Here is a 24,861-nt window from a genome sequence, read left to right as displayed (position 1 = left end):
TCCTGATGAGAAGCGCGGGCGTCGCTCAGAGCGGCCCCATCACCTTGCCCTGAAAACCGTAGACGACGCGGTCGCCCGCGAGCGCGACGAGCTCGACGGTGCGCGTCTGGCCCGGCTCGAAGCGTACGGCGGTGCCGGCCGCGATGTTCAGCCGGAAGCCGCGCGCGGCTTCGCGGTCGAACGCAAGCGCGTCGTTCACTTCGTAGAAGTGATAGTGCGAGCCGACCTGGACCGGCCGATCGCCGGTGTTCGCGACGACGAGCGCGATCGTCGCGCGTCCCGCGTTCAGTTCGTGTTCGCCGTCGTCGGTGAGGATTTCGCCGGGAATCATGTGGTGCCTTACGGAATCGGGTGATGGACGGTGACGAGCTTCGTGCCGTCGGGGAAGGTCGCTTCGACCTGAATGTCGGGAATCATCTCCGGCACGCCGTCCATGACGTCGTCGCGCGTGAGCAGCGTCGTGCCGTAGTGCATGACTTCGGCGACGGTCTTGCCGTCGCGCGCGGCTTCCATCAGCGCGGCCGTGATGAACGCGACCGCCTCCGGATAGTTCAGCTTGAGCCCGCGTGCGCGGCGACGTTCGGCCAGCAGTGCCGCCGTGAAGATCAGCAGCTTGTCTTTTTCTCGGGGAGTCAGTTTCATGAAGGCGGACGTTCAGGAAAGCGTAATGTTCGACGGCACACGGCACCCGTGCGGGAACGCGGCTCATCGTAGCACCGCGTCGTTCGGCGTGCGCGACGTAGCGGATCGGTAAGCAGCAAGGGGCGTGCCATGCACGTCGCGCGCGATTCCATGCACATTCGTCGTGCGTGCTGCCCGAACGCCGTGCATCGGCGCGCGCCGAACTGGTGCGCGTGCTCAGGTCTGCCAGAGGCGCAACGGTCGCGCCTCGGCGCCGTGCACGATCGGCCGCAGATGCAGCCAGCAGTCGGTGAGGTGACGCTGCAGCGTTTCCATCGACGCGGCGAGCGCGCGCACGAGCACGACGCCCGGCGTCACGCAGGTCGCGCCCGCGCGCAGCGTGTCGTCGAACGACATGCGTTCGGCGAGCGATTCGGCGAGTGCGGCGTCGCACGCGGCGCCGGCCGCCCACAGCGTGCCGTACGCGGGGAAGCCCGCGAGGCCCTGCGGTGCCGCGCGCAGCGGGTCGCGCGCATCGAGCAGCGCGCGTTCGGTCCAGAGCGGCCGGCCGTGCGCATCGACGAGCGTCGACGTCGACGCGACGCGCCCGGCCGCCCAGGTTTCGCCGGCCGCCTGACGGCCGAGCTGCGTCGCGTCCCAGCCGATCGCGCTCGCGCCTGCGCCGAGCGTCAGCGAGAAATCGAGCGACGCGTGCGCGTGATCGAAAAACAAATTGTTCTGCGGCAGCCAGTCGAGCTTCGCGCGTTCGCCGAGCACGATCGCGATGCGCTGCGTGGCGTCGAGCCCGTTCGACTTGTACCACTTCGTCGCGCCCGGTGTGGTGAGGACGGCGTGCGTGTCCTCGCCGAGTGCGATGTCGATGTCGAGCCGGTCGCCGCCCGCGACGCCGCCCGGCGGATGCACGATCACCGCATGGCAGATCGCGTCGCCTTCCGGATACAGCGGGCGCTGCACGCGCAACGGGCCGTCGTGCAAGCGATGCACGAGTGCCGTGCGCGTGTGCTGCCGTTCGAAGCCGAGTTCGAGGCGGCCGCGCCACGACTTGGCGACGGCGGGGCGCGACAGCGGCGCGTGGGAATCGGAGGCGGACATCGGTGCGAAAGGAAAACGAAGGGAGCGGATCGGCGCGCAACCGGCAGCGCGAATGCGGATGCTACCGGAACAATAATGCCGATGCCGCTTTCGCGGAAGTGCCGACGATGAAGGTCGCGCGGCGCGCTACACCGCGATGAGTTCGCGCACGCCGTTCGCATCCATGTCGCGCGCGTCGCCGCCCGCGACGATCTCGCCGCGGCTCATCACCCAGTAGCGGTCCGCGATCGAGCGCGCGAAATCGTAATACTGTTCGACGAGCAGGACGGTCATCTTCGTTTCGTCGACGAGCTGACGCAGCGTGCGCCCGATGTCCTGGATGATCGACGGCTGGATGCCTTCGGTCGGCTCGTCGAGGATCAGCAACTGCGGCTCGCTCATCAGCGCGCGGCCGATCGCGAGCTGCTGCTGCTGGCCGCCCGACAGGTCGCCGCCGCGCCGCGCGCGCATGTCCTTCAGCACGGGGAACAGCGCATAGATGCGCTCGGGCACTTTCGAGCGCGCGCTGCGGCTGGCCGCGCCGACGAGCAGGTTCTCTTCGACGGTCAATCGAGGAAAGATGTCGCGGCCCTGCGGCACGTAGGCGAGTCCGGCGGCCACGCGTGCCTCCGGTCGCAACGTGCCGAGCGACGCGCCGCGCCACGACACGGTGCCGCTTTTCGCGGCGACGACGCCCATCACGCAGCGCAGCAGCGTCGTCTTGCCGACGCCGTTGCGGCCGAGCAGCACGGTGAGCTTGCCGTCTTCAGCATCGAGCGTCGCGTTGCGCAGGATATGGCTGCCGCCGTAGTACTGGTTGAGCGCTTCGATCTTCAGCATCGCATCATCGTCCGAGGTAAGACTCGATCACGGCGTCGTTGCGCTTGACCTGATCGAGCGTGCCTTGCGCGAGCACCGCGCCTTCTGCCATGACCGTCACGCGGCCCGCGTCGCCGGCGAGCGCCGCGACGAATTCCATGTCGTGCTCGACGACCATCATCGAGCACGTGCCGCGCAACGTGTTCAGCAGTTCCGCGAGTTCCATCGTCTCGTGATCGGTCATCCCGGCCGCCGGTTCGTCGAGCAGCAGCAGCGCGGGGCGCTGCATCAGCAGCATGCCGATCTCGAGCCGCTGTTTCTGGCCGTGCGACAGCTCGCCCGCCGCGCGAAACGCGTGGCTTTCGAGGCCGATCAGCGCGAGCGTTTCCTCGATCTTCGCCTGCGCGTCGCGGTCGAGCCGCGCGCGCAGCGACGCGAGCCAGCCCTTGTCGGTCTGCATCGCGAGCTCGAGGTTTTCCCACACCGGATGCTGTTCGAACACGGTCGGCTTCTGGAACTTGCGGCCGATCCCCGCGCGCGCGATCTCGGGCTCGTTCATCCGCGCGAGGTCGAGCGTCTGGCCGAGGAAGACCTTGCCCGCATCGGGGCGCGTCTTGCCGGTGATCACGTCCATCATCGTCGTCTTGCCCGCGCCGTTCGGTCCGATCACGCAGCGCAGCTCGCCCACGTCGATCGCGAGCGACAGCTTGTTCAGCGCGCGAAAGCCGTCGAAGCTCACGTCGATGTCCTCGAGATAGAGGATCGTGCCGTGCGACGTGTCGATGCCCGTGGGCGCGACGCGGCCCATCGACGCGGTGCCGCTCACCGCAAGCTGGTCGTCTTCCGGCGGCGGAATGAACTGATAAAGCGCCGTTCCGTTCATCGGCTTTCCCCTTTCGCAAGCACGCGTTCGACGACGCCCATGATCCCGCGCGGCAGCAGCAGCGGCACGAGCACGAAGATCAGGCCGAGAAAGAACAGCCAGTATTCGGCGAAGTAGGCGGTAAACACGCTCTTCGCGCCGTTCACCGCGAACGCGCCGACGATCGGGCCGATCAGCGTGCCGCGTCCGCCGACCGCGACCCAGATCGCCATCTCGATCGAATTGCCGGGCGACATCTCGCCGGGGTTCACGATGCCGACCTGCGGCACGTACAGCGCGCCCGCGATGCCGCACAGCACGGCCGAGACGGTCCACACGAACAGCTTGTAGGCGAGCGGGCTGTAGCCGAGGAACATCAGCCGCGTCTCGCCGTCGCGCACCGCGGTCACGACGCGGCCGAGCTTGCTCGTGACGATCGCGCGCGCGGCGACGAACGCGAGCACGAGCGTCGCGAACGTGAGCAGCAGCAGCACGGTACGCGTGCCGGGCGACGTGATCGGGAAGCCGGCGATCCGCTTGAAATCGGTGAAGCCGTTGTTGCCGCCGAAGCCCGTCTCGTTCCGATAGAACAGCAGCATCGCGGCGAACGTCAGCGCTTGCGTGATGATCGACAGATAGACGCCCTTCACGCGCGAGCGGAACGCGAAAAAGCCGAATACCCATGCGAGCACGGCCGGCACGAGCACGACGAGCAGCAGCGCCCACGCGAGGTGCTGCGTGCCGGCCCAGTACCACGGCAATTGGTGCCAGTCGAGAAACACCATGAAGTCGGGCAGGTCGCTGCCGTACTGGCCGTCGCGGCCGATCTCGCGCATCAGGTACATGCCGATCGCATAGCCGCCGAGCGCGAAGAACAGCCCGTGGCCGAGGCTCAGGATGCCGCAGTAGCCCCAGACGAGATCGAGCGCGAGCGCGGCGATCGCATAGCACATCAGCTTGCCGGCGAGCGTCATCGCATAGGCGGACAGATGGAACGCGCTCGACTCGGGCGCGACGAGCGCCGCGAGCGGCACGCCGATGCCGACCGCGAGGCACAGCGCGACGAGCGCGAGCCATGCGCGGCGCGACAGCAGCGCCGGGCGCGGCGGCAGGCCCAGTGCGAAGCCGCCGTGCGTGCGCGCGGCGGGCGCGTGCGGCTGCGCATCGGCGGCCGCGTTCGACAACGAATCGGTGAGGGAAGTCACGTCAAGCCTCCGCGCTGCGGCCCTTCGCGGCAAACATGCCCTGGGGACGCTTCTGGATGAACAGCACGATCATCACGAGCACGGCGATCTTCGCCAGCACCGCGCCCCAGAACGGTTCGATCGCCTTGCCGACGAGGCCGAGGCCGAAGCTGCCGAGCACGGTGCCGGCAATCTGGCCGACGCCGCCGAGCACGACCGCCATGAACGAATCGATGATGTAGTTCTGCCCGAGGTCCGGGCCGACATTGCCGATCTGCGACAGCGCGCAGCCGCCGAGCCCCGCGATGCCGGCGCCGAACGCGAATGCATAGGCGTCGACGCGCGCGGTCTTCACGCCGACGCATGCGGCCATCCGGCGGTTCTGCGTGACGGCGCGCACGAACAGGCCGAGCCGCGTCTTCGTCAGCACGGCCCATGCGACGCCCACTACCGCGAGCGCGAACGCGAGGATCGCGAGCCGGTTGTACGGCAGGATCAGGTTCTGCATCACGGTGACGCCGCCGCTCATCCACGACGGATTCACGACCTGCACGTTCTGCGCGCCGAACAGCATCCGCGTCGCCTGGATCAGGATCAGGCTCACGCCGAACGTGGCGAGCAGCGTCTCGAGCGGGCGGCCGTACAGATGTCGCAGCACGAGCCGTTCGAGCACGATGCCGACGAGTGCGGCCGCCGCGAACGACGCCGGCACCGCGACGAGCGGATACCAGTCGAACGCGGCCGGCGCGTGGCGCTGGATCAGCGTCTGCACGACATAGGTTGCGTACGCACCGATCATCAGGAATTCGCCGTGCGCCATGTTGATCACGCCGATCAGCCCGTACGTGATCGCGAGGCCGAGCGCCGCGAGCAGCAGCACACTGCCGAGCGACAGGCCCGCGAACACGGTGCCGACGATCTCGGCGCGGCGCTGCAGCGCATGCAGCGCGTCGAGCCCGTGCTGGGCCGCGTCGCGCACGTGCGCGTCGGGTTCGGCAAAGCTGCCGTCCGCGTTCTTCGCGACGAGCGGACGCAACTGCTCGATCATGTCGACATCGCTGCGCGCGGCCACCACGCGCACGGCTTCGAGGCGTTTCGCCGGATCGGCATCGTGCAGCGCCGCGATCGCCCACAGCGCGTCGAGGCGGCGTTTCAGCGCGGGATCGGTCTCCTTCGCGCGGGCGCGCTCGATCATCGGCTTCAGTGCAGGATCGGGCGACTTCAGCAGCGCATCGATCGCGTCGCGCCGCGCGGCGACGTCGGGCGATGCCAGCGCGAGGCCCGACAGCGCAGCGGCGATCTTCGTGCGCAGCAGGTTGTTCAGCATCACGGGCTGCGCGTCGCCCGCCGGCGTCGCGGCTTGCGTGAGCGCGTCGTGCGTGGTGTCGCCGGTCTGGATCAGCACGTGCGCGTCGCCGGTCGCGAGCGCGTCGCCGCTCGACAGTGCATTGAGCAGCGCGAGCGCGCGCGGATCGGTGTCGGTGGAGAGCCGTTCGATCGCGGCCGTCTTCGCGTCGAAGTCGTCGCCTGCGAGCGCGGCGGTGTCGGCGGCCGTCAGCGCGTATGCCGCGTGCGGCAGCGCGCCCGCGACAGCGGCACAGACGAGGGCCGCGACGGCGACGGCCCGGCGAAAGCGTAGTGGCATCGGAAATCCTGTCAGGCGTAGAGAAGCGGTGACGTGCGGTGGAGCGGCGGGGCCGCGCGTTTCGGCGGCCGCGGCGGCCTCGCGATGCGGCATACAACGACGCAGCCGCCGTACCGCGCCGTCATCGCGCTGAACCGCTCAGGTGCGGAACGTTGCGCATGCAAGCAACGTCCCGCATCGCATCAGGCCAGCGCCGCGCGCTGCCGCCGCAGGAATGCCGGAATCGAGCTGACGACGTCCGGCTTGCCCTGGTTGCCGGCGATGAACGGGCTCCACGGTTGCGCCCGTACCGCGGTCTTCGTCTTCCATACGACGTTGAACTGCCCGTCGCCGCGGATCTCGCCGATCATCACCGGCTTGTGCAGATGATGGTTGCCGTCCATCGACAGCGTGAAGCCCGACGGCGCGGCAACGGTCTGGCCGATCATCGCGACACGCACCTTGTCGACGTCGGTGCTCTTCGCTTTCTCGACCGCCTGCTTCCACATATGGATGCCGACGTAGGTCGCCTCCATCGGATCGTTCGTCACGCGCTTCGCGCCGCCCGGCAGATTGTTCGCCTTCACCCACGCGGCGAACTGGTCCTTGAACTTCGTGTTGGTCGGGTTCTTCACCGACATGAAGTAGTTCCATGCGGCGAGGTGGCCGACGAGCGGCTTCGTGTCGATCCCGCGCAGCTCTTCCTCGCCGACCGAGAACGCGACGACCGGCACGTCGGTCGCCTTGATGCCCTGGTTGCCGAGCTCCTTGTAGAACGGCACGTTCGAATCGCCGTTGATCGTCGAGATGACGGTGGTCTTGCCGCCTTGCGCGAAGGTCTTGATGTTCGCGACGATCGTCTGATAGTCGCTGTGGCCGAACGGCGTGTAGACCTCCTGGATGTCGGCTTCCTTCACGCCTTTCGATTTGAGGAACGCGCGCAGGATCTTGTTCGTCGTGCGCGGATACACATAGTCGGTGCCGAGCAGGAAGAAGCGCTTCGCGCCGCCGCCTTCGGCGCTCATCAGATACTCGACGGCCGGAATCGCCTGCTGGTTCGGCGCGGCGCCCGTATAGAAGACGTTGCGCGACATTTCCTCGCCTTCGTACTGCACCGGGTAGTAGAGCAGCCCGTTCAGCTCTTCGAACACCGGCAGCACCGACTTGCGCGACACCGACGTCCAGCAGCCAAACACGCATGCGACCTTGTCCTGCGTCAGGAGCTGGCGCGCCTTCTCCGCGAACAGCGGCCAGTTCGACGCCGGATCGACGACGACCGGCTCGATCTTGCGGCCCATCACGCCGCCGTTCTTGTTGATGTCGGCGATCGTCATCAGCGCCGTGTCCTTCAGCGACGTTTCGGAAATCGCCATCGTGCCCGACAGCGAATGCAGGATGCCGACCTTGATCGGGCCGGTGCCCGCATCGGCTGCGTGCGCGAACGGGCTCCTGCCTGCCAGCGCGAGCGCACCGGCCATCGAACCGAACTTCAACAGACTGCGACGTTTCATCGGTATCCCCTTGACGTGTTGGATGCGCATGCGCCGCGCGGCGCCGGCCGATCCACTCACGCAAGGCATGTGCCAGTCGCGCGAAGCCGCGCGGGGCGGGCCCGAGCGGCTGTTCGGCGGGATTCGATGACGCATCGTGTGGCATCGGCCGCGCCGTCGCGGTGCAGGCGCGCGGGCGCAGATGGTGCACGGTTGTGCTTCACCGTTTCGGTGCCTACACTCGATGTTCGATCCGCATCGAACGGGCGTCGGCGCACCACGCCGGCGCAGCGAACGGCCGCGCCCGATACCGCCAAGGAGACGTCATGACCGAATCGCCCTCGAATACGCCCGATCTGTCCGCGTTCTGGATGCCGTTTACCGCGAACCGTCAGTTCAAGGACGCGCCGCGCCTGCTGGTATCGGCGAAGGGGATGTACTACACGTCGGACGACGGCCGACGCATTCTCGACGGCACCGCCGGGCTCTGGTGCGTGAACGCCGGTCATTGCCGCGGCGAGATCGTCGCGGCGATCGGCGCGCAGGCGGCCGAGATGGATTTCGCGCCGACGTTCCAGATGGGGCACCCGAAGGCGTTCGAGGCCGCGACGCGCATCGCGCGTCATACGCCGGGCAATCTGAAGCACGTGTTCTTCACGAACTCCGGCTCCGAAGCGGTCGATACCGCGCTGAAGATCGCGCTCGCGTATCACCGCGCGCGCGGCGAAGCGCAGCGTACGCGCTTCGTCGGCCGCGAGCGCGGCTATCACGGCGTCGGCTTCGGCGGCATCTCAGTCGGCGGCATCGCGCCGAACCGCAAGGCGTATTCGGGCGCGCTGCTGCCGGCGGTCGACCATCTGCCGCATACGCTGAACATCGCCGAAGCCGCGTTTTCGAAAGGGCAGCCTGCGTGGGGCGCACATCTCGCCGACGAACTCGAGCGAATCGTCGCGCTGCACGACGCATCGACGATCGCCGCGGTGATCGTCGAACCGGTCGCCGGCTCGGCCGGCGTGCTGATTCCGCCGCAGGGCTATCTCGAGCGGCTGCGCGCGCTATGCGACCGCTACGGAATCCTGCTGATCTTCGACGAGGTGATCACGGGCTGGGGGCGTCTCGGCGCGCCGTTCGCCGCGCAGTTCTTCGGCGTGACGCCCGATCTGCTGACGATGGCGAAAGGCACGACGAACGCGGCGGTGCCGATGGGCGCGGTCGCCGCGAGCGACATGATCCACGACACGATCGTCGACGGCGCGCCGGCCGGCATCGAGCTGTTCCACGGCTATACGTATTCGGGGCATCCGCTCGCCGCGGCCGCCGCGTGCGCGACGCTCGACGTCTACGAACACGAGCAGCTGTTCGACCGCGCGGCGCGCATGGCGCCCGTGTTCGAACGCGAGATCCACAAGCTGCGCGACGCGCGGCACGTGATCGACGTGCGCAATCTCGGGCTTGTCGGCGGCATCGAGCTGAAACCGCGCGACGGCAAGCCCGGCACGCGCGCGTACGACGTGTTCGTCAGGTGTTACAGGAAGGGCGCGATGATTCGCTATACGGGCGACATCCTCGCGTTTTCGCCGCCGCTGATCGTCGAGGAGGCACAGATCGCGGAGCTGTTCGCGATCGTCGCGGAAGCGCTGAAGGAAACGGACTAGCGAAGGAGAGAAGCGCGGGCACGCGAGGCGCGTGCCCGGCGTGCGATCGGTAGCGGGCGATCAGTAGCGCGGCACCGACGGATCGACGTCGCGCGACCACGCGTCGATTCCGCCCTGCAGGTTGTACAGCTTCGTGAAGCCGCGCGATTCGAGGAACATCGCGACCTGCGCGCTGCGCATCCCGTGATGGCAGACGCAGACGATTTCCGCTTCGTCGTCGAGCTCTTCGCTGCGGGCGGGGATCTGCTGCATCGGAATCGACACGCTGCCGTCGATCTGCGCGGTCGCGACTTCCCACGGCTCGCGCACGTCGAGGACGACCGGCGCGGGGCGCGCCGGATCGCGAAGCCATTCCGCGAGCATCGCGGGCGTCAGGATCTGCATGGTGGCTCCGCCGCTCAGAACTTGAAGCGCGACGGTTCCATCGCGTTGACGAGGTGGTCGACGTAGGTTTCGAACACGTCCGCGACGCGATACTGCTTCTCGTCGATGCGCGTGATCACCTGCGCCTTCATCACCGGACGGCCGCCGACGAACGCCGACAGGCGGCCGCCGATCTTCAGCTGTTCGAGCATCTGCTGCGGCACGACCGGCAGGCCGCCCGCGACGCAGATCACGTCGTACGGCGCTTTGTCGGGCCAGCCGAGCGAACCGTCGCCGAGCACGACTTCCGCGTTCGTCACGGCGTTCTCGCGCAGGTTGTCGGCCGCGAACTTCGCGATCGTCGGGTCGATCTCGACGGCCGTCACGTGCAGCGCGCGGTGCGCGATCAGTGCGGTCAGGTAGCCGGAGCCCGCGCCGATCACGAGCACGTTCTCGTGTTTCTTGACGGCCAGTTCCTGCAGCACGCGCGCTTCGACGCGCGGGAACAGCATCTTGCGGCCGCCGGGCAGCGGCAGTTCGAGATCGGCGAACGCGAGATCGCGGTATTCGGCCGGAACGAAATTCTCACGCTTGACGATCGACAGCAGGCCCAGGACATCCAGATCCAGCACGTCCCACGGCCGGATCTGCTGTTCGATCATGTTGAAACGCGCTTTTTCGATATTCATGGTGTGGTCATGCAGCCTGGCGGCTATCAGCGAGGATAGAAAAACTTCGTGATTGTACCAAACAGGGCGCCCGGCAAGCCTTCAGGCGCCCTGCAACGAACCTTATCCTTTCCGCTTGTTGATCTGCGCCTCGAACGCGAGGTCCAGCTTGCTGACCTTGCGCGGTTTTTTGGGGCCAAGTTCATCGACGAACTTGACGAATTCGTCGAGCGGCAGCGGGTCGCAGCGCTTCTTGGCGGTGCCGCCCGAGCGGTCGACGAGATAGAACAGGCCGCCCGGCATCGCGACGGCCGCGTACTGCGGATTGCCGGAGCGGGCTTTCAGGCGTTCGACCGCGTGGGTCGCTTTGGTGGTGCGCATCGTGGGCGTGTGGCGGGGCGTAAGCTCCGTACTTTATCAAACCCGCCGCCCGCGCGCCGGCCGCCTGCGCCGCGCGGCGGCTCAGACCGTGCGCGAGTAGCGCTGCGCCGGCGTGCGGCCGAGATACGCGTCGAACGCCATCGCGATGTTGCGCACGACCATCCGGCCCGGCGGGTGGATCGTCAGCCGGTCGGCGGCGATTGTCAGCAGCCCGTCGCGCTCGAACGGGCGCAGCGCGTCGAGCTCGCGCGCGAAACGATCGGCGAAGCGGATTCCGTGCGCGGCTTCGATCGGCGAGAACGGCAGCTCGAGATTGCACATCAGCTGAGCGATCACGTCGCGGCGCAGGCGGTCGTCGGCGGTCAGCCGCACGCCGCGCGCGATCGGCAGGCGTCCCGCCTCGAGCGCCGCGCCGTAGGCCGGCAGATCCTTGGCGTTCTGCGCGTAGACGTCGCCGACCTTGCCGATCGACGACACGCCGATCCCGATCAGGTCCGTATCGGCGCGCGTACTGTAGCCCTGGAAATTGCGCTGCAGCGTGCCGTTGCGCTGCGCGCGCACGAGTTCGTCGGAGGGTCGTGCGAAGTGGTCCATCCCGATGTAGACGTAGCCGGCCGACGTCAGCATGTCGATCGCGAGACCGAGCAGCGCGATGCGCGTTTCGGGCGGCGGCAGCGTCGCGTCGTCGATCCGGCGCTGCATCTTGAACAGATGCGGCATGTGCGCGTAGCCGAACACCGACAGCCGGTCCGGGGCGAGCTCGATGATCGTCTCGAGCGTGCGCGCGAACGCGGCGACCGTCTGGTGCGGCAGCCCGTAGATCAGGTCGACGCTGATCGAATGGAAGCCCGTCGCGCGCGCGGCGGCCATCACGTCGGCCGTCATCGCGAGCGGCTGGATCCGGTTGATCGCGCGCTGCACGTCCGGATCGAAATCCTGCACGCCGAGGCTCAGCCGGTTGAAGCCGATCGTGCGCAGATGGACGAGCGTGGCCGGCGTGACCGTGCGCGGGTCGATTTCGATCGAGTATTCGGCATCCGCGTCGGGCGCGAGCAGGAAGTGCTCGCGCGTCGCGGCCATCAGCTCGGCCGTTTCGTCGTCGGACAGGAACGTCGGCGTGCCGCCGCCCCAATGCAGTTGCGTGACCGGGCGCGACCGATCGAACAGCGTCGCTTGTAGCGCGATTTCGCGTTTCAGTTGATCGAGATACGGGCGCGCGCGCCGATGGTTGTTCGTCGCGATCCGGTTGCAGCCGCAGTAGAAGCAGGCCGTGTTGCAGAACGGGATGTGGAAGTACAGCGACAGCTCGCTCGACGACGCGCCCGGATCGCTCGCCGCGCGCACGTAGTCGCTATGGGTAGTGTTCTGATTAGTGTGCAAAAGCCCGGAGCGGCTTGTAGAGAGGGGTGGTCATGGTAAGAGGTTGATTGTGAATATCGACCTTGACCTTTGAAGAGGACAAACCATGACCACGAGCAAGAGTAATACGGTGTCGTTGTCGGCGAAAGAGTGGGTGTTGGGCGACCGTGACTTGATGAAGTCGCTGATGAAGGAAGCGCTGCAGGAAATGCTCGAAGCGGAGATGACGGAGTTTCTTGGCGCGGCGCCGAGCGAGCGTAGCCAGACGCGCAGCGGTTACCGGGCGGGCTACTACCACCGGGGGCTGGTGACCCGGATCGGCAAGCTAGAGTTGCGGGTTCCGCGCGAGCGCAGCGGCGAATTCTCGACGGCGCTCTTTGAGCGCTACGCGCGCAGCGAGAAAGCGCTGGTGGCGGCGTTGGCCGAGATGTACGTGCAGGGCGTGTCGACCCGCAAGGTCAAGGCGATTACTGAAGAGCTGTGCGGGCACAGCTTCTCCGCCTCGGCCATCTCGGCAATCAACAAGAGCCTGGACGAGGCACTCGAGCGCTTTGCCAGCCGGCAACTGGAAGAGGCGTATCCGTACGTCATTCTCGATGCGCGCTACGAGAAGGTGCGTGAGGATGGGGTGATCCGCTCAATGGCGGTGCAGATCGCCATCGGCATCAACTGGGAGGGTCAGCGTCAAGTGCTGGCGGTCGAGACGGCCAACCGGGAGAGTCAAAGCAGCTGGAAGGACTTCCTGCTGCGGCTCAAGGCGCGTGGGCTCACTGGCGTGGAGTTCGTGGTTTCAGACGACCACGCGGGCCTGAAGAAGGCGATCAGCGAGGTGTTGTGCGAAGCGGCCTGGCAGCGCTGCTATGTGCATTTCCTGCGCAACGCGCTCGACTACCTGCCCAGGAAGGCCGACGACGATTGCCTACAGGAGTTGCGCTGGATCTACGACCGGCGCGACTTGCAGGAAGCCAGTCGTGACCTGGCGGCATGGATCACCAAGTGGCAGGGCAAGTACCCGAAACTCGTCGACTGGGTCGAGAGCAACATCGGCGAGACCTTGAGCTTCTACCGGCTGCCCCGAGCGCACCACAAGCACTTGAAGAGCACCAACATGCTCGAGCGCCTCAACGAGGAGATCAAGCGGCGCACGCGCGTGGTAAGGATCTTTCCGAACACTGAGTCGTGCCTGCGACTGATTCGGGCGCTGTGCGTCGAAACCCACGAGACGTGGCTCGAAGACAACCGTTACCTGAACATGGCCCTGCTGGCCGAGCAAAAGAAGGAGCAGTTGAGACTGGCCGCCTGATGGCTGCCGCCGTGGTCGGCGCTCCGGGCTACGCCCCGCGCGCCGACCACGGCAACCCGGAATCAACCGAATACCTGATCAACCCTTTTGCACAACTTGACGCACACAAACTCGCTATGCGGGAAGTCGTCGCGGAACTGCAGCGCGGTGGGGTAGGACGTGTAGCGCGGCCCGTTCGCGCCGTATTTCGCGAGCAGGTCGGGACGGAACAGCGTGTCGGCAGAACCGGAAGTCATGGCGGTCTCGCGCTTTTTAGATGCTTTCGAGTATATAAATGCGCGATTGGGCTGCATTGTGTAATAACGTCGCAGCGGCAGTGGCACAATGCGGGCTGCACGATCGGACGACGCGTCCGGTTGCCGCACCGATTTTTTTTGTTGCTTGCCGGAGAGCCGAGTGCCTGCCGAAACTGCCGTTCGCCCGGCGCCCGCCGATGTTTTACCGCCGCACGCCTGTCGCGAGGGATGCGGCGCCTGCTGCATCGCGCCGTCGATTTCCAGCTCGATTCCGGGCATGCCGGACGGCAAGCCGGCCGGCGTGCGCTGCGTGCAGCTCGGCGCCGATCTGCGTTGCCGGATCTTCGGCAGCCCGGAGCGACCCGCGTGCTGTTCGGGGCTGCAGCCGTCGGCCGAGATGTGCGGCGCATCGCGCGATGAGGCGCTCGCATGGCTCACGCAGCTCGAAGCCGCGACGCAGCCTGTGGCCGCTTGTCCCGGTGGCAGCGTGCGGCGCTAGCGTGCGCGGTTAGGCGTCGGCGCTGCGTTGGCGGCGTGGGACTGCGGCGGTCCGGCGCGTGGAACCCGCGTGCGGTGCTGCTGCACTAATTCGCGTCGGCGTCGTGCGCATCGGAGTGTGCCGAGTGCAGCGCCGGATTCGTCCGTTACAGGAACAGGAGAGCTTCAGCATGACCGCATCCCGCGCGCCCGGCCGGCGCCGTTTTCTTGCTGCGTGTGCCGCCGCCGTAGGCGTGTCGGTGTCGCTCGTCGCGTGCGCGTCGACGTTCCCGTTCATCCCCGATCACTACACGTTCTCGCGCGGCGACGTGCAAAAGGCCGTCGCGCGCAAGTTTCCGTATCAGAAGACCGTCGCGCAGGTCGTCGACGTCTCGCTCGCGAATCCGGCCGTCAGCCTGCTGCCCGATCAGAATCGCATCGCCGTGCAGCTCGACGCGCATTTCGAGAGTCCGTTCCTGCACATGCCCGTCAGCGGCCGCTTCACGGTGTCGGGGCAACTCGCGTACGATGCGCCGAGCCGCTCGGTCGTGCTCAGGGCGCCGGCCGTCGACAACCTCGTGCTCGACGGCGACGCGCAGATGTACACGCAACAGGTCGGCGCGGCCGCCGGCCTGCTCGCGACGCAGCTGCTCACGAACTATCCGATCTACACGTTCAAGCCCGAGCAACTGCAATTTGGCGGCGTAAATTACGAACCCGGTACAATTACGATTCTTACAAACGGCATACGCGTGGCGATCGTCGAGAAGTGACGTCGCATCGCGCGGCCGGGCGGGCCGCGACGACTGCGTGGCCCTTTCTTTCGATCACTTCGGAGTTGGGCCACGGATGGACTGGATCCTGATCTGCAAGGCATTGATCCTCGGCGTCGTCGAGGGGCTGACGGAATTCCTGCCGGTATCGAGCACCGGCCACCTGATCGTCGCCGGCAGTTTCCTCAATTTCAACGACGCGCATGCGAAAACGTTCGACGTCGTGATTCAGTTCGGCGCGATTCTCGCCGTGTGCTGGGAGTATCGGCAGCGGATCGCGTCGGTGGTGACCGGGCTGCCGAGCCGGCCCGACGCGCGGCGTTTCGCGCTGAACGTCGTCATCGCAACGATTCCGGCGATTGCGCTCGGGCTGCTGCTCGAGAAGAAGATCAAGGCCGTGCTGTTCTCGCCGGTGCCGGTCGCGTTCGCGCTCGTCGTGGGCGGCGCGATCATTCTGTGGGCCGAAGCGCGGCAGCGCGAGCGCCGCGAGCCGCCGCGCGTGCAGTCGATCGACGAGTTGACGCCGCTGGATGCGTTGAAAGTCGGTGTCGCGCAGTGCTTTGCGCTGATTCCCGGCATGTCGCGCTCGGGCTCGACGATCATCGGCGGGATGCTGTTCGGCCTCGAGCGTCGCGTCGCGACCGAGTTTTCGTTCTTCCTCGCGATTCCGATCATCTTCGGCGCGACGCTCTATGAAACCGTGAAGGACTGGCACGCGTTCACCGTCGACGCGCTCGGGTTGTTCGTGCTCGGGCTCGTGTCGGCCTTCGTCAGTGCGTTCGTCTGCGTGCGCTGGCTGCTGCGCTACGTCGCGACGCACGACTTCACGGTGTTCGCGTGGTATCGGATCGTGTTCGGGTTGTTCGTGCTGCTCGTCGGTTATAGCGGGTGGTTGAACTGGGCGTGATCGGCGTTCGGGGGAGTAGGGCGCGGATGTGAAAACGGCCCGATCGGCAGATGCCGGTCGGGCCGTTTTGTTTTTGATGCGGACAAAAGCGGGTTGTGCATGGAGCGGTAATGGCTGGTGGTCTCGTTTCGGAGCCGATCGCAGCGCCGGGCAGTCAGCTGAGGTCGCGTACGGCCTGCAGATTGGGAGACCTACGTTGCTACAGTCGTCAACCAGTGCCGATTGGCCGACATCGGTTCTGGTACGTCGGCACGCCGGACAAGGATGACCCGCACCGGTAGTGCACCGTGCTCTACGTACGTACCCTTGCCACGGCAAGGTCGGGGAAGCCTCACAGTCTACTTGCGAATGATTCTCATTCGCATTAGCATCCCAAAGCCACTCCTGTTTCGCTTTGCCGCGTTGTTTTGTAAATAGGGCTAGACGAGCGATTACGTCCCCAGACAGCTGTCCGGGGCAGGGGAGGAGACGACTGAACGCTTCAGTCGGATTGCGTGAACATAATTTCAATGGACGCACAAATGGGGAAAATCGCAACTTTGCTATTTGTATCTCCGCTTGCATTGTCAGAGACTGCAATGGCGCAAGGCGTACTGCCTGCTATTAACGTTACCGGATCAAGGCCATATGGATCGGTGATGGATTTTGCCGGGGACATCGGGCCGCCATCAAAAGGTCCTACGAGCTGGGCATTGGCCAATGTGCCTAATAGTCCGAGGCTTCAGTGTCAATACACGCAGATGCTAAGACGAGATTTGAAAAATTGTGACTTTTCAAATCCACCTAATATCGGCGTTTTCCGCCTTCACAGTTTTATTCCGAGAAACCAACCCTTCACGTCCGGCATTTCTTTTGTCCCAAACGCAGGTGTCTTGCAAAACGGTTGTGGTCCTGCGAGCGGTTGGATGAAGTACGTTATACCTAATGCGCCGCTCGGGTACGATTTTACCAACGCATGTAACAACCATGACGTTTGTTATGGAAGCAAGCTCAGCAAGGCGCTATGTGACAATTTATTCGAGCGGGATATGAAGCAAATTTGCAACGGTTCTGGCTTGTGTGGCGAAATAGCAGAGAAGTACGCAGATGCTGTCCGTAAATTTGGAGATAAACCATATCAGGAGGCGGTCGATCAGTGGTATTGCGCGCTATTTGGATTTCTCCGCGGTGTGGTGAGCAAGTACACTGGTGCAAGTCTGTGCAATATTGAGTAGAGGGAAGTTATGAAAAAGTTTTGGATCTTTCTGGTGCTGTGTGTGATCGCGAGCGTGTTCTATTTCGGGCTTCGCGCCGGCCCTGATTCGCCAAATAAAAATACCGAGAACTCCGCTATGGGGCATCAAACAAAGTCCGCCTCGGTCGATTCATTCAATTCCGTCGCAGTTGAGCGCAGGCCGTCAGAGGATGAAGCTCCAAAAAAATACCAATTTCCTAATGTGCATGTGTCGAAAGATTTTGGTAACGACGAAGAGCTCAGGGGTTCATTTCCCGGATCGGATAGGCTTGTGATGGACGAATTCTACAAGAATTTCCGACAAAATGCGATCGCGTTTAATAGCCGAGAGCAGTACGAGTGGCTGATGAAGAGCGGCTATCCGATGCCAGAAGAGGTCGTTACTGGATATAAGATGAGTATCGATGAGCTCGGGAAATTGGTCGAACAAGGTAACGTGAAGGCTAGTTATTTTTATTTGATGCGGGAAGTTTACAGCAAGGATAGCGGTGAAATTCTCGATAAAATGAATAAGTCCGGAGATGGCAGTGAATGGTCTAGAAGAATCGTTGCCGCGCAAAATGCAGTGATGGCTAGCGGTTCGGCGTTCACCGGATACATTCTGGCGGCTAAAGCAGGAAGAGACGGAGGTAGTCCGGAAGGCGTCTATGCAGGATATGCGTTGGCAGCAGTGATGGGGGATTCGCGCGCGTTGAACGTGGTAGCAGAAGCGCCGAGGCTCGATATACGCGCATTCGTGTCTATCTTGGCAAGCAATATTGATATGTTGCGTATTTCGAATCCTAATGTCTTTACTGGAAGGCCGTCTGAATTTCCTGATAGATATTCGACTGGGGTAAGCTATTCGAATTGAGATGTCTTGATTCCGACCGTTGCGCCTTGCTGATTCATAAGGTGCCCGCGATCGTCAATAAATCGTTGATGTTTTCGGGGCAGGGGCTGCGCACGGGTGTGGCGAGCCCGTCATGCGTGTCCGGCTGCCCGGGAACCGGTGTGCAGGCAAATATGCATGGTATCTCGGGGGCACAAGCTCAGCCGTTAGGCGGATTGTGAAAGGCCGGCACGTGCTTTACTTAATGGGTTCGGCGGGTCGGCACTACCGGTCGGCTATGACAACCGGCCCCTGAACTCCGTGCGACGCGGCAAGCGTATCGGCGGAAGACGTGAAAACGGCCACACGGGCGTTTGCCGGTGTGGCCGCATTGCCGTCGATGCCACCGGCGCGACGTATGCGTCGGCCGTCGGCGAGCGCGTGCGCCGATCGCTCAGCCCGCGCGCTTGCGGAACACGAGATCCCACACGCCGTGACCGAGCCGCAGCCCGCGTCGTTCGAACTTCGTGACGGGCCGATAGTCGGGGCGCGGCGCGTAACCGTCGGCCGTGTTTTCGAGCGTCGGCTCGGCGCTCAGCACCTCGAGCATCTGTTCCGCGTAGTTCTGCCAGTCGGTCGCGCAATGCAGGTACGCGCCCGGTTTCAGGCGCGATGCCAGTTGCGCGACGAGCGGCGGCTGAATCAGGCGGCGCTTGTGGTGCCGCGCCTTGTGCCACGGATCGGGGAAGAAGATATGCACGCCGTCGAGGCTTTCGGGCCTGAGCATGTGTTCGAGCACTTCGACCGCGTCGTGCTGGATGATGCGGATGTTCGACAGATCCTGTTCGCCGATCAGCTTCAGCAGCGCGCCGACGCCCGGTTCGTGCACTTCGACGCCGAGGAAATCGTCGCCCGGGCGATTCGCGGCGATTTCGGCCGTCGACGCGCCCATCCCGAAGCCGATTTCGAGAATGCGCGGCGCGCTGCGGCCGAAGATTGCATTCCAGTCGGGCGTTTCCGGTGCGTACGGGACGACGAAGCGCGGGCCGAGCTCGTCGAGCGCGCGGCGCTGGCCGGTGGACACGCGGCCGGCGCGCGTGACGAAGCTGCGGATACGGCGGCGGTGCAGCGGATTGACTTCGGTGCCGTCGGCGGCTTCGTCGGACAGGGCGTCGTCGTGCGGCGGCAGGCCGGCTTCGTTCGGATCGTCGTGCATCATCGGTGACAGAGATTGGCTCGGTTGCGAGCGAGGGCTCGGGCGCGGTGACCGGCGGAACCGGCACATGGTACAAAAAAGCCGCCTTCGACGAGGCGGCTTGCGCGCTGGCTGCAGTGCAGCCGGAAAGTGGAGCGGGCGATGGGAATCGAACCCACGTCATCAGCTTGGGAAGCTGAGGTAATGGCCATTATACGACGCCCGCAGAACTGGCGATTCTACAGGGAACCGCCGCCGGAAGGCAAGCGCGCATGATCCGCATCCACCACCCGGTATCCGAACGACTTCGCGCACGAACGGACCGGGCGGCTGATCCCACGGATTGCAGGCGAATTCGATCGCTCCGTCGGCGATCGTCACGCTGCAGGAAAGAATGAGGCCGTCGTTCGCCGCGTCGTGGTTGTAGTCGAACCGCGACACGGTTTCGAACGTCAGCACGTACCTGCGGCCGCCGATCTTGCTGTCGCTCGCGCGTCGCCCGAGCAAGTACCGGCGATTGCGGAGCCCGGGCACGGCTACGGCAGCGTGTTCGAAGCCGACTTCATCGATCGGAATTCGCCGGCCGAATCGCGCTCGATCGAAATCGTATTGTTCGCCGACGATTCGGGGCATTTGAGTTACGTCGAGATCGATTTCTGCGGAAACGGACTGCCCGTTCCCGAGCATCTGCATCTGGGGCCGTCGCCGTATCGCGTGTTCGAAAGCGATCGATTGCTGCGAAACTGAAACGATGCGCTCGTCATTGCCGTCGTCGTCACACGCCGACCAACCGCAACCCGACCAGCGCCGCCGCTCCCGCCGCAATCAGCAGCAGCGCATGCACACGCGTATACATCACGCACAGCGTCGACGCGACCGCAATCGCACGTGCCGGCCAGCCGCCGTCGAGCGCCTGCAGCAGCACCCACACCGAAGCGGCGATCATCCCCGCCGCCACCGGCCGCAGCCCCGCTTCGAGTGCGATCTGCCAGCGCGCGCCCTGATGTCGCCGCCATAGTCGCGCGATGCCGTAGATCAGAAACGCGGTCGGCCCGAATAACGCGAGCGTCGCGATCACCGCGCCCCAGAAGCCGGCGACCTGCCAGCCGATCAGCGTCGCGAGCAGCGAGCCGGGGCCGGGCGCCATTCGCGCGATTGCGAAGTCGTTGACGAATTGCGCGGCCGTCATCCAGTGATGCACGTCGACGACCTGCCGCTGAATGTCGGCGATGATCGCCTGCCCGCCGCCGATCGTCGCGATCGACAGCGGCGCGAACACGCCGAACAGCGCGGCGTAGCGCGACGCGGCCGTCATCGGTCGCCGCTTCCTTGCGCGCGCGCGCCTGCGCGGCGGTATTCGAATGCGACGCTGAGCGCACCGCCGATCAGCACGGTCCACACGAGCGGCCAGTGCAGCACGGCGACCGACACGAAGGTGGCTGCCGCCACCGCGAGCGGCAGCACGCCGCGCGGCAGGCGGCGCACCGCGGTGATCGCCATCGACACGGACAGCCCGATCGCGGCGGCCGCCGCGCCGGCAAGCGCGACGTGCGTGAGCGGAAAGCGCGTCAGCGTCGAGAACGCGACGCCGAACAGCACGATCAGCACGGCGGGCGGCACGATGATTCCGATAAAGCCGGCCAGTGCGCCGCGCCATCCGGCAAGCCGGTAGCCGATCCAGATCGCGAGGTTCTTCACGTTCACGCCCGGCAGCGCCTGCGACAGTGCAAGACCGTTGAGGAACGCTTCTTCGTCGAGCCAGCGCCGTTCGTGCACGAAGTCGCGCATGATGCGGCCGCTCAAGCCGCCGCCGAAGCTCGTCAGGCCGATCTGGGCGAACGCGACAAACAGCGCGGCGACGCCGGGACGCGGTGCGCGATCGTCAGGCTCGGCGGAAGAAGATGAAGGGGGCGGCGGCATCGGTTCGACGGAATCGGGCGGTTCGCGGGGCGGTCATGTTAGCAAGCGGCGGCTGTCGGGATGCTGACATCGATTCGTCATGCGCGTCATCGTGCGTCGCGGCGTCCGAACCGGCGTATGATCGCGACGCGCGCTCGCGCAACGTCCGTCATCCGTCCGCCGCTTCATCATCATGTCCGCTTCCGATTCGTTTTATTCCGCCGGGCCCGGCGCCGCGCCGCTGTCTGCCGATCTCGTCGCGTCCGCGGTCGCGGCGCTGTCGCGCGCCGACGCATTGCTCGTGACGGCCGGCGCCGGCATCGGCGTCGACTCGGGGCTGCCCGACTTTCGCGGCACCGACGGCTTCTGGCGCGCGTATCCGGCGCTGCGCCACGAGCGTTTCGAATTCCACGAAATCGCGTCGCCGCAGGCGTTCTGCGCGCGGCCGCAGCTGGCTTGGGGCTTCTATGGCCATCGCCTCGCGCTGTACCGGTCGACGGTCCCGCACGCGGGCTTCGCGATCCTGCGCCGCTGGATCGACGCGATGCCGAACGGCGGCTTCGTGCTGACGAGCAACGTCGACGGACAGTTTCAGAAAGCCGGTTTCGATCCGGCGCGCATCGTCGAGATTCACGGGTCGATCCATGCGCTGCAGTGTCTGCGGCCGTGTTCGGACGACACGTGGGATGCCGCGCCTTTCATCCCGACCGTCGACGAGGCCGCATGCCGGCTCATCGGCGAGCCGCCGCGCTGTCCGCACTGCGGCGGCCTCGCGCGGCCGAACATCCTGATGTTCGGCGACGCGGGCTGGCTCGGCGCGCGCTACGCCGAGCAGGAGCGTGCGCTGCAGCAATGGATCGCGCAGGCGGGGCGCGTCGCGGTCGTCGAGATCGGCGCGGGCACCGCGATTCCGACGGTGCGCATGCTGAGCGAGCAGCTCGGCGCCGACGTGATCCGCATCAACGCGCGCGAAGCGCATGCACGGCGTGCGGACGTGATCGGCCTGAAAGGCGGCGCGCTTGCGACGCTGAACGCGCTCGACGCGGCCTGGCAACACGCATAGCCGCGATTGCCGGTTGCCGGCACGCGGCGAATCCGCCTACATTGCTGGCAATGCCGCGGATGCGCGCGCCGCGCGGATCCGTGCCGGCATGCCTCGCCATCGCGGGGCGGCGGCCCGCCGGCCGCTTCATCGAACGGGAGCGTCCGTGTTTTATTCGATCGTCGCGATCTTCGTCGGTGCCGGGCTCGGCGCGCTGCTGCGCTGGTTCCTGAGCCTCGCGCTCAATGCGCTGTTTCCCGCGGTGCCGCTCGGCACGCTGGCTGCGAACCTGATCGGCGGCTACGCGATCGGCGTTGCGGCCGTCGTGTTCACGGCGCGTGTCGGCTTGCCGCCGGAATGGCGGCTGTTCGTGATCACGGGTTTCCTCGGCGGCCTGACGACATTCTCGACGTTTTCGGCCGAAGTGATGACGCACGCGTTGCAGGGCGAATCGGGATGGGCGTTTGCGGTGGCTGCCCTACACTTGACTGGATCGTTCGTGCTGACCGCGCTCGGAATGTGGACCGCGCGTGCGTGGCTTGCGGCGACGTGAGCGCGCCGGCGACGGAGGGAGCGATGGACAGGGTGTTCTTGCGCTTTTACGTGCACGAGCAGCATCGGCTGCACTGGAAGCCGCTATGGGAATGGCTGCTCGAGGAGGCGAACCGGATGGGCGTCGCGGGCGGCTCCGCGTTTCGCGCGATGGCCGGTTTCGGCCGGCATCGCGTGCTGCACGAGGATCGCTTCTTCGAACTGCAGGGCTCGCTCGCGATCGAGGTGGAGTTCATCGTCACCGAGGAGGAGGCGCAGCGGCTGCTCGAACGGCTGTCGCGCGAGAAGCTGCGCGTGTGCTACGCGGTGATTCCGGCGCGCTTCGGCGTGATCGACACGCTCGCTACGCCGCCGGCGCCGGGCCAGGCGGCGTAGCGTGCGCGCTCAGATACCGAACATCGTCAGCGATACGGCCGCGCGCGTGACGATCATCATCAGCACCTGGACGATCACGAACAGCAGGATCGGCGACAGGTCGATACCGCCGAGGTTCGGGATCACGCGGCGCAGCGGGTTCAGAAACGGCGCGGTGAGCTGGTAGAGGATCGGCATCGCCGGCGAGCGCGGGTTCAGCCACGACAGCAGCGCCATCAGGATCGTCATCCAGATCACGAGGTTGAGCGCCCACTTGACGACGGTGAGCAGCGCGACGGCGACGACGGTCGGAATCACCGCGGCCGGATCGAAGCCGGCCATCGCGACCATCAGCACGACGTAGACGAGCGCGGTGAGCAGCGCGGCGACGACGCTGGCCCAGTCGATCCCGCGTACGCCGGGAATCGCACGGCGCAGCGGCAGCACGAGCCAGTTGGTCGCCTGCAGCACCGCCTGCGTGACGGGGTTGTACGGCGGCACGCGAACCGCCTGCATCCACACGCGCAGGATCAGCGCGGCGCCGAACAGCGTAAACAGCGTATTGAGTAGAAAACGGGCGATCTCGCCGAACATCGTTGGCATCCTTTTTATACAGTCGAGTAGCGTGCGGCCGCCAACGCCGGATGGCGGCGCATCGGCCGACACCTTATCACGCCTCGTGTTGCGGCGGCGAGGGGCGATCTGCCGCGCGCGCGAGCGCGGTCTCGACGACCTCGGCGAGCGCCGGCAGCGACGCAGGCGGCGCGGCGCGCTTCGCGGCCAGCGCGATCGCGCGGCGCGTCATCAGCGCATACAGCGTCGCGTGGTCGCCGCCGCGTGCATCGAGCAGCGCGAGCTGACGTTCGACGATTCCCGTGTCGCCGCGCGATACGGGCCCGGCAAGCGCGTTCGCGAGCCCCTTGTCGCGCGCGGTCTCGATCGTGCCGGCCAGCATCGGCAGCAGCGCGCGCAGCGCGGCTTCCTCGTCGAAGCCGAGGCCGCGCCACAGCTCGACGGCTTCCGCGAGCCCGCACAGCGCGAAGCTGGCCGCGTAGTGCGCGGCCGCGTGGTACAGCATGCGGCCGCCGGCCGGAATCGACAGCGGATGACAGCCGAGCGCCGCGACGAGACGCAGCAGCGTCGCGTGCAGTGCGCCGTCGGCTTCGATCGTGACCGAGCAGCCGTCGATGCGCGCGAGATCGGCGTCGGTGCCGCCGAACAGGTACAACGGATGGAAGCCGCCCGTCGCGACGTGCTGACGTTTGGCCGGATCGAGCACCTCGATCGCCGACGCGCCGCTGCAATGGACGATCGCCTGCTGCGCGGCGCGTGACGCGTCGAAGCGCAGTGCGGCGGCGGTCGAGGCGAGATGGTCGTCCGGCACGGTCAGGAAGATCAGGTCGGCGGCGTCGACGACATCTTGCGGCGTATCGAGCGCGCGGCATCCGTCGATCCGCGCGGCCAGCGTGCGGGCCGATTCGGGCCTGCGGCTCGCGATCGCGACGACCGGAAAGCCGGCGTCCGCGAAGCGCCGTGCGACGCAGTGCGCGAGGCGGCCGGCGCCGATGAAGCCGAGGCGGGGCGTGTCGGGAAGGGGCATGGCGAAAGCGGTACGTCAAAACGGGACAGCCGCCAGTATCGCAGGAATAGGGCGGCGACCGCGGCGTGCGGGAGGCGCGGGCGAGACAGCGTGTGCGTACGGCGGTGATCGGTTGATTCGGCTGACGAAGACGCGCTGAACGTTCGCGAACCGCTGACACGCGAGCGCGCAGTGAATCGGCCCCAAATCGATTCGGCCACGCGCCTCTTGAATCGTCGGCATTTCGTCTCAAATTTGTAATCGTTCATTACGAATGCGCGCGATGACGCCGTTCGCGACGCGGTAAGACTGACCGATCGTCGCTGTGCGGGTCGGCCTGCCGGGCGGAATTGCGCGGTGCGCAAGGCGTGCGGCGGCGGC

General features: G+C 65.9%; 27 protein-coding genes, 1 tRNA gene and 2 pseudogenes. 11 read left to right on the top strand and 19 right to left on the bottom strand.

The features are described 5' to 3' along the window. Positions 1-25: 25 nt before the first annotated feature. The 8 genes from BCR55_RS03590 to urtA all read right to left on the bottom strand — a co-directional run bounded on the left by BCR55_RS03590 (position 26) and on the right by urtA (position 7,713). Entirely contained in the window at positions 26-331 is a 306-nt protein-coding gene (locus BCR55_RS03590; RefSeq protein ID WP_006406311.1) for an urease subunit beta, read from the bottom strand. Between the two features lie 8 nt (positions 332-339). Then, on the bottom strand, positions 340-642 hold the full coding sequence (gene ureA / locus BCR55_RS03585) for an urease subunit gamma (RefSeq protein WP_006406310.1): 303 nt from the start codon (positions 640-642) through the stop codon (positions 340-342). A 216-nt stretch (positions 643-858) separates the two neighbouring features. Continuing rightward, complete coding sequence (locus BCR55_RS03580; RefSeq protein WP_053297541.1) at positions 859-1,734, bottom strand: urease accessory protein UreD; 876 nt, start codon at positions 1,732-1,734, stop codon at positions 859-861. 126 nt (positions 1,735-1,860) lie between these two features. Continuing rightward, positions 1,861-2,553: an urea ABC transporter ATP-binding subunit UrtE gene (urtE, locus tag BCR55_RS03575; protein WP_006400919.1), complete on the bottom strand. Its 693-nt coding sequence runs from the start codon at positions 2,551-2,553 to the stop codon at positions 1,861-1,863. 4 nt (positions 2,554-2,557) lie between these two features. Beyond that, the gene (urtD, locus tag BCR55_RS03570; protein ID WP_006406305.1) at positions 2,558-3,415 is read right to left on the bottom strand and encodes an urea ABC transporter ATP-binding protein UrtD; all 858 of its coding nucleotides are present in this window, start codon (positions 3,413-3,415) and stop codon (positions 2,558-2,560) included. After that, positions 3,412-4,599, bottom strand: coding sequence for an urea ABC transporter permease subunit UrtC (urtC, locus tag BCR55_RS03565; protein WP_006400917.1), 1,188 nt, complete (start codon positions 4,597-4,599; stop codon positions 3,412-3,414). The genes urtD and urtC overlap by 4 nt, the downstream gene beginning before the upstream one ends. A gap of 1 nt (position 4,600) precedes the next feature. After that, on the bottom strand, positions 4,601-6,223 hold the full coding sequence (gene urtB, locus BCR55_RS03560; protein WP_065494176.1) for an urea ABC transporter permease subunit UrtB: 1,623 nt from the start codon (positions 6,221-6,223) through the stop codon (positions 4,601-4,603). A gap of 182 nt (positions 6,224-6,405) precedes the next feature. Further along, positions 6,406-7,713 (bottom strand): urea ABC transporter substrate-binding protein, encoded by a 1,308-nt coding sequence (gene urtA, locus BCR55_RS03555; protein WP_006406303.1) that lies wholly within the window; start codon positions 7,711-7,713, stop codon positions 6,406-6,408. A gap of 305 nt (positions 7,714-8,018) precedes the next feature. Between urtA and BCR55_RS03550 the strand changes: the two genes are divergently transcribed. Next, positions 8,019-9,347, top strand: a complete 1,329-nt coding sequence (locus tag BCR55_RS03550; RefSeq protein WP_065494175.1) for an aspartate aminotransferase family protein — start codon at positions 8,019-8,021, stop codon at positions 9,345-9,347. A gap of 60 nt (positions 9,348-9,407) precedes the next feature. Here BCR55_RS03550 and BCR55_RS03545 read toward each other — a convergent pair whose 3' ends face one another. The 4 genes and pseudogenes from BCR55_RS03545 to hemN form a co-directional block, all read right to left on the bottom strand. After that, entirely contained in the window at positions 9,408-9,731 is a 324-nt protein-coding gene (locus BCR55_RS03545; RefSeq protein WP_006400913.1) for a rhodanese-like domain-containing protein, read from the bottom strand. Between the two features lie 14 nt (positions 9,732-9,745). Then, a complete protein-coding gene (locus BCR55_RS03540; protein ID WP_006412081.1) occupies positions 9,746-10,399 on the bottom strand; it encodes a protein-L-isoaspartate O-methyltransferase in 654 nt (217 codons plus the stop codon). Between the two features lie 102 nt (positions 10,400-10,501). After that, positions 10,502-10,759: a hypothetical protein gene (locus tag BCR55_RS03535; protein ID WP_065494174.1), complete on the bottom strand. Its 258-nt coding sequence runs from the start codon at positions 10,757-10,759 to the stop codon at positions 10,502-10,504. A gap of 81 nt (positions 10,760-10,840) precedes the next feature. Continuing rightward, a pseudogene (gene hemN, locus BCR55_RS03530) lies at positions 10,841-12,145 on the bottom strand (oxygen-independent coproporphyrinogen III oxidase); the annotation flags it as partial. A 79-nt stretch (positions 12,146-12,224) separates the two neighbouring features. On the opposite strand from hemN, the gene BCR55_RS03525 reads away from it, so the two are divergent. Further along, the gene (locus BCR55_RS03525) at positions 12,225-13,421 is read left to right on the top strand and encodes an IS256 family transposase (protein ID WP_065494173.1); all 1,197 of its coding nucleotides are present in this window, start codon (positions 12,225-12,227) and stop codon (positions 13,419-13,421) included. A gap of 104 nt (positions 13,422-13,525) precedes the next feature. On the opposite strand, the pseudogene BCR55_RS33335 reads toward BCR55_RS03525, so the two are convergent. Further along, positions 13,526-13,903 (bottom strand): annotated as a pseudogene (locus BCR55_RS33335) (coproporphyrinogen III oxidase); the annotation flags it as partial. Here BCR55_RS33335 and BCR55_RS03520 point away from each other — a divergent pair. The 5 genes from BCR55_RS03520 (at position 13,818) to BCR55_RS30085 (ending at position 17,901) form a co-directional block, all read left to right on the top strand. Beyond that, complete coding sequence (locus BCR55_RS03520; protein ID WP_065494172.1) at positions 13,818-14,156, top strand: YkgJ family cysteine cluster protein; 339 nt, start codon at positions 13,818-13,820, stop codon at positions 14,154-14,156. The pseudogene BCR55_RS33335 and the gene BCR55_RS03520 sit on opposite strands and share 86 nt — an antisense overlap. Positions 14,157-14,325: 169 nt before the next feature. Beyond that, complete coding sequence (locus BCR55_RS03515; protein WP_065494171.1) at positions 14,326-14,907, top strand: DUF1439 domain-containing protein; 582 nt, start codon at positions 14,326-14,328, stop codon at positions 14,905-14,907. A gap of 76 nt (positions 14,908-14,983) precedes the next feature. Then, positions 14,984-15,814, top strand: coding sequence for an undecaprenyl-diphosphate phosphatase (locus BCR55_RS03510; RefSeq protein WP_006400907.1), 831 nt, complete (start codon positions 14,984-14,986; stop codon positions 15,812-15,814). Positions 15,815-16,335: 521 nt separating this feature from the next. After that, on the top strand, positions 16,336-17,028 hold the full coding sequence (locus tag BCR55_RS32190; RefSeq protein ID WP_157160138.1) for a phospholipase A2: 693 nt from the start codon (positions 16,336-16,338) through the stop codon (positions 17,026-17,028). 9 nt (positions 17,029-17,037) lie between these two features. Beyond that, a complete protein-coding gene (locus BCR55_RS30085) occupies positions 17,038-17,901 on the top strand; it encodes a hypothetical protein (protein WP_006406297.1) in 864 nt (287 codons plus the stop codon). Between the two features lie 412 nt (positions 17,902-18,313). Here the strand turns inward: BCR55_RS30085 and trmB are convergent, their stop codons facing one another. Both trmB and BCR55_RS03500 read right to left on the bottom strand, forming a co-directional pair. Then, positions 18,314-19,078, bottom strand: coding sequence for a tRNA (guanosine(46)-N7)-methyltransferase TrmB (trmB, locus tag BCR55_RS03505; protein WP_065494170.1), 765 nt, complete (start codon positions 19,076-19,078; stop codon positions 18,314-18,316). A 127-nt stretch (positions 19,079-19,205) separates the two neighbouring features. Next, positions 19,206-19,280: transfer RNA gene (locus tag BCR55_RS03500), tRNA-Gly, on the bottom strand. A 320-nt stretch (positions 19,281-19,600) separates the two neighbouring features. Here BCR55_RS03500 and BCR55_RS03495 point away from each other — a divergent pair. Then, positions 19,601-19,801, top strand: coding sequence for a hypothetical protein (locus BCR55_RS03495; RefSeq protein ID WP_065494169.1), 201 nt, complete (start codon positions 19,601-19,603; stop codon positions 19,799-19,801). A 28-nt stretch (positions 19,802-19,829) separates the two neighbouring features. Here BCR55_RS03495 and BCR55_RS03490 read toward each other — a convergent pair whose 3' ends face one another. Together BCR55_RS03490 and BCR55_RS03485 are read right to left on the bottom strand one after the other, a co-directional pair. Beyond that, positions 19,830-20,369 carry a chromate transporter gene (locus tag BCR55_RS03490; RefSeq protein ID WP_053297534.1) on the bottom strand — a complete coding sequence of 180 codons (540 nt, stop codon included), beginning with the start codon at positions 20,367-20,369 and terminating at the stop codon, positions 19,830-19,832. Further along, a complete protein-coding gene (locus tag BCR55_RS03485) occupies positions 20,366-20,974 on the bottom strand; it encodes a chromate transporter (protein WP_006406293.1) in 609 nt (202 codons plus the stop codon). Before BCR55_RS03485 ends, BCR55_RS03490 begins: the two co-directional genes overlap by 4 nt. Before the next feature lie 172 nt (positions 20,975-21,146). Between BCR55_RS03485 and BCR55_RS03480 the strand changes: the two genes are divergently transcribed. From BCR55_RS03480 to BCR55_RS03470, 3 genes are all read left to right on the top strand, one after another. Further along, positions 21,147-22,016, top strand: coding sequence for a Sir2 family NAD-dependent protein deacetylase (locus tag BCR55_RS03480; RefSeq protein WP_065494168.1), 870 nt, complete (start codon positions 21,147-21,149; stop codon positions 22,014-22,016). Between the two features lie 145 nt (positions 22,017-22,161). Next, on the top strand, positions 22,162-22,548 hold the full coding sequence (gene crcB / locus BCR55_RS03475) for a fluoride efflux transporter CrcB (RefSeq protein ID WP_065494167.1): 387 nt from the start codon (positions 22,162-22,164) through the stop codon (positions 22,546-22,548). Between the two features lie 23 nt (positions 22,549-22,571). After that, positions 22,572-22,922: a DUF190 domain-containing protein gene (locus tag BCR55_RS03470; protein WP_006400836.1), complete on the top strand. Its 351-nt coding sequence runs from the start codon at positions 22,572-22,574 to the stop codon at positions 22,920-22,922. A 9-nt stretch (positions 22,923-22,931) separates the two neighbouring features. Here BCR55_RS03470 and BCR55_RS03465 read toward each other — a convergent pair whose 3' ends face one another. Beyond that, the gene (locus BCR55_RS03465; protein ID WP_006400835.1) at positions 22,932-23,495 is read right to left on the bottom strand and encodes a YggT family protein; all 564 of its coding nucleotides are present in this window, start codon (positions 23,493-23,495) and stop codon (positions 22,932-22,934) included. Positions 23,496-23,571: 76 nt separating this feature from the next. Continuing rightward, positions 23,572-24,501, bottom strand: a complete 930-nt coding sequence (locus BCR55_RS03460; protein WP_048994399.1) for a Rossmann-like and DUF2520 domain-containing protein — start codon at positions 24,499-24,501, stop codon at positions 23,572-23,574. Positions 24,502-24,861 lie beyond the last annotated feature (360 nt).

Origin of the sequence: Burkholderia sp. CCA53 (assembly GCF_001685525.1) — a bacterium.
Classification (GTDB): Bacteria; Pseudomonadota; Gammaproteobacteria; order Burkholderiales; family Burkholderiaceae; genus Burkholderia; species Burkholderia multivorans.
This window is presented reverse-complemented; position numbering and strand designations above follow the sequence as displayed.

Coding starts and splice junctions, on each gene's coding strand:
- urtB (WP_065494176.1), bottom strand. CDS start 6,223: ATGCCACTACGCTTTCGCCGGGCCGTCGCCGTCGCGGCCCTCGTCTGT.
- urtA (WP_006406303.1), bottom strand. CDS start 7,713: ATGAAACGTCGCAGTCTGTTGAAGTTCGGTTCGATGGCCGGTGCGCTC.
- BCR55_RS03545 (WP_006400913.1), bottom strand. CDS start 9,731: ATGCAGATCCTGACGCCCGCGATGCTCGCGGAATGGCTTCGCGATCCG.
- BCR55_RS03510 (WP_006400907.1), top strand. CDS start 14,984: ATGGACTGGATCCTGATCTGCAAGGCATTGATCCTCGGCGTCGTCGAG.
- BCR55_RS03535 (WP_065494174.1), bottom strand. CDS start 10,759: ATGCGCACCACCAAAGCGACCCACGCGGTCGAACGCCTGAAAGCCCGC.
- BCR55_RS03470 (WP_006400836.1), top strand. CDS start 22,572: ATGGACAGGGTGTTCTTGCGCTTTTACGTGCACGAGCAGCATCGGCTG.
- BCR55_RS03485 (WP_006406293.1), bottom strand. CDS start 20,974: ATGCCGCCGCCCCCTTCATCTTCTTCCGCCGAGCCTGACGATCGCGCA.
- BCR55_RS03580 (WP_053297541.1), bottom strand. CDS start 1,734: ATGTCCGCCTCCGATTCCCACGCGCCGCTGTCGCGCCCCGCCGTCGCC.
- BCR55_RS03515 (WP_065494171.1), top strand. CDS start 14,326: ATGACCGCATCCCGCGCGCCCGGCCGGCGCCGTTTTCTTGCTGCGTGT.
- BCR55_RS03540 (WP_006412081.1), bottom strand. CDS start 10,399: ATGAATATCGAAAAAGCGCGTTTCAACATGATCGAACAGCAGATCCGG.
- BCR55_RS03465 (WP_006400835.1), bottom strand. CDS start 23,495: ATGTTCGGCGAGATCGCCCGTTTTCTACTCAATACGCTGTTTACGCTG.
- BCR55_RS32190 (WP_157160138.1), top strand. CDS start 16,336: ATGGGGAAAATCGCAACTTTGCTATTTGTATCTCCGCTTGCATTGTCA.
- urtE (WP_006400919.1), bottom strand. CDS start 2,553: ATGCTGAAGATCGAAGCGCTCAACCAGTACTACGGCGGCAGCCATATC.
- BCR55_RS03590 (WP_006406311.1), bottom strand. CDS start 331: ATGATTCCCGGCGAAATCCTCACCGACGACGGCGAACACGAACTGAAC.
- BCR55_RS03480 (WP_065494168.1), top strand. CDS start 21,147: ATGTCCGCTTCCGATTCGTTTTATTCCGCCGGGCCCGGCGCCGCGCCG.
- BCR55_RS03460 (WP_048994399.1), bottom strand. CDS start 24,501: ATGCCCCTTCCCGACACGCCCCGCCTCGGCTTCATCGGCGCCGGCCGC.
- urtD (WP_006406305.1), bottom strand. CDS start 3,415: ATGAACGGAACGGCGCTTTATCAGTTCATTCCGCCGCCGGAAGACGAC.
- trmB (WP_065494170.1), bottom strand. CDS start 19,078: ATGATGCACGACGATCCGAACGAAGCCGGCCTGCCGCCGCACGACGAC.
- BCR55_RS03550 (WP_065494175.1), top strand. CDS start 8,019: ATGACCGAATCGCCCTCGAATACGCCCGATCTGTCCGCGTTCTGGATG.
- BCR55_RS30085 (WP_006406297.1), top strand. CDS start 17,038: ATGAAAAAGTTTTGGATCTTTCTGGTGCTGTGTGTGATCGCGAGCGTG.
- BCR55_RS03525 (WP_065494173.1), top strand. CDS start 12,225: ATGACCACGAGCAAGAGTAATACGGTGTCGTTGTCGGCGAAAGAGTGG.
- BCR55_RS03490 (WP_053297534.1), bottom strand. CDS start 20,369: ATGACGGCCGCGTCGCGCTACGCCGCGCTGTTCGGCGTGTTCGCGCCG.
- ureA (WP_006406310.1), bottom strand. CDS start 642: ATGAAACTGACTCCCCGAGAAAAAGACAAGCTGCTGATCTTCACGGCG.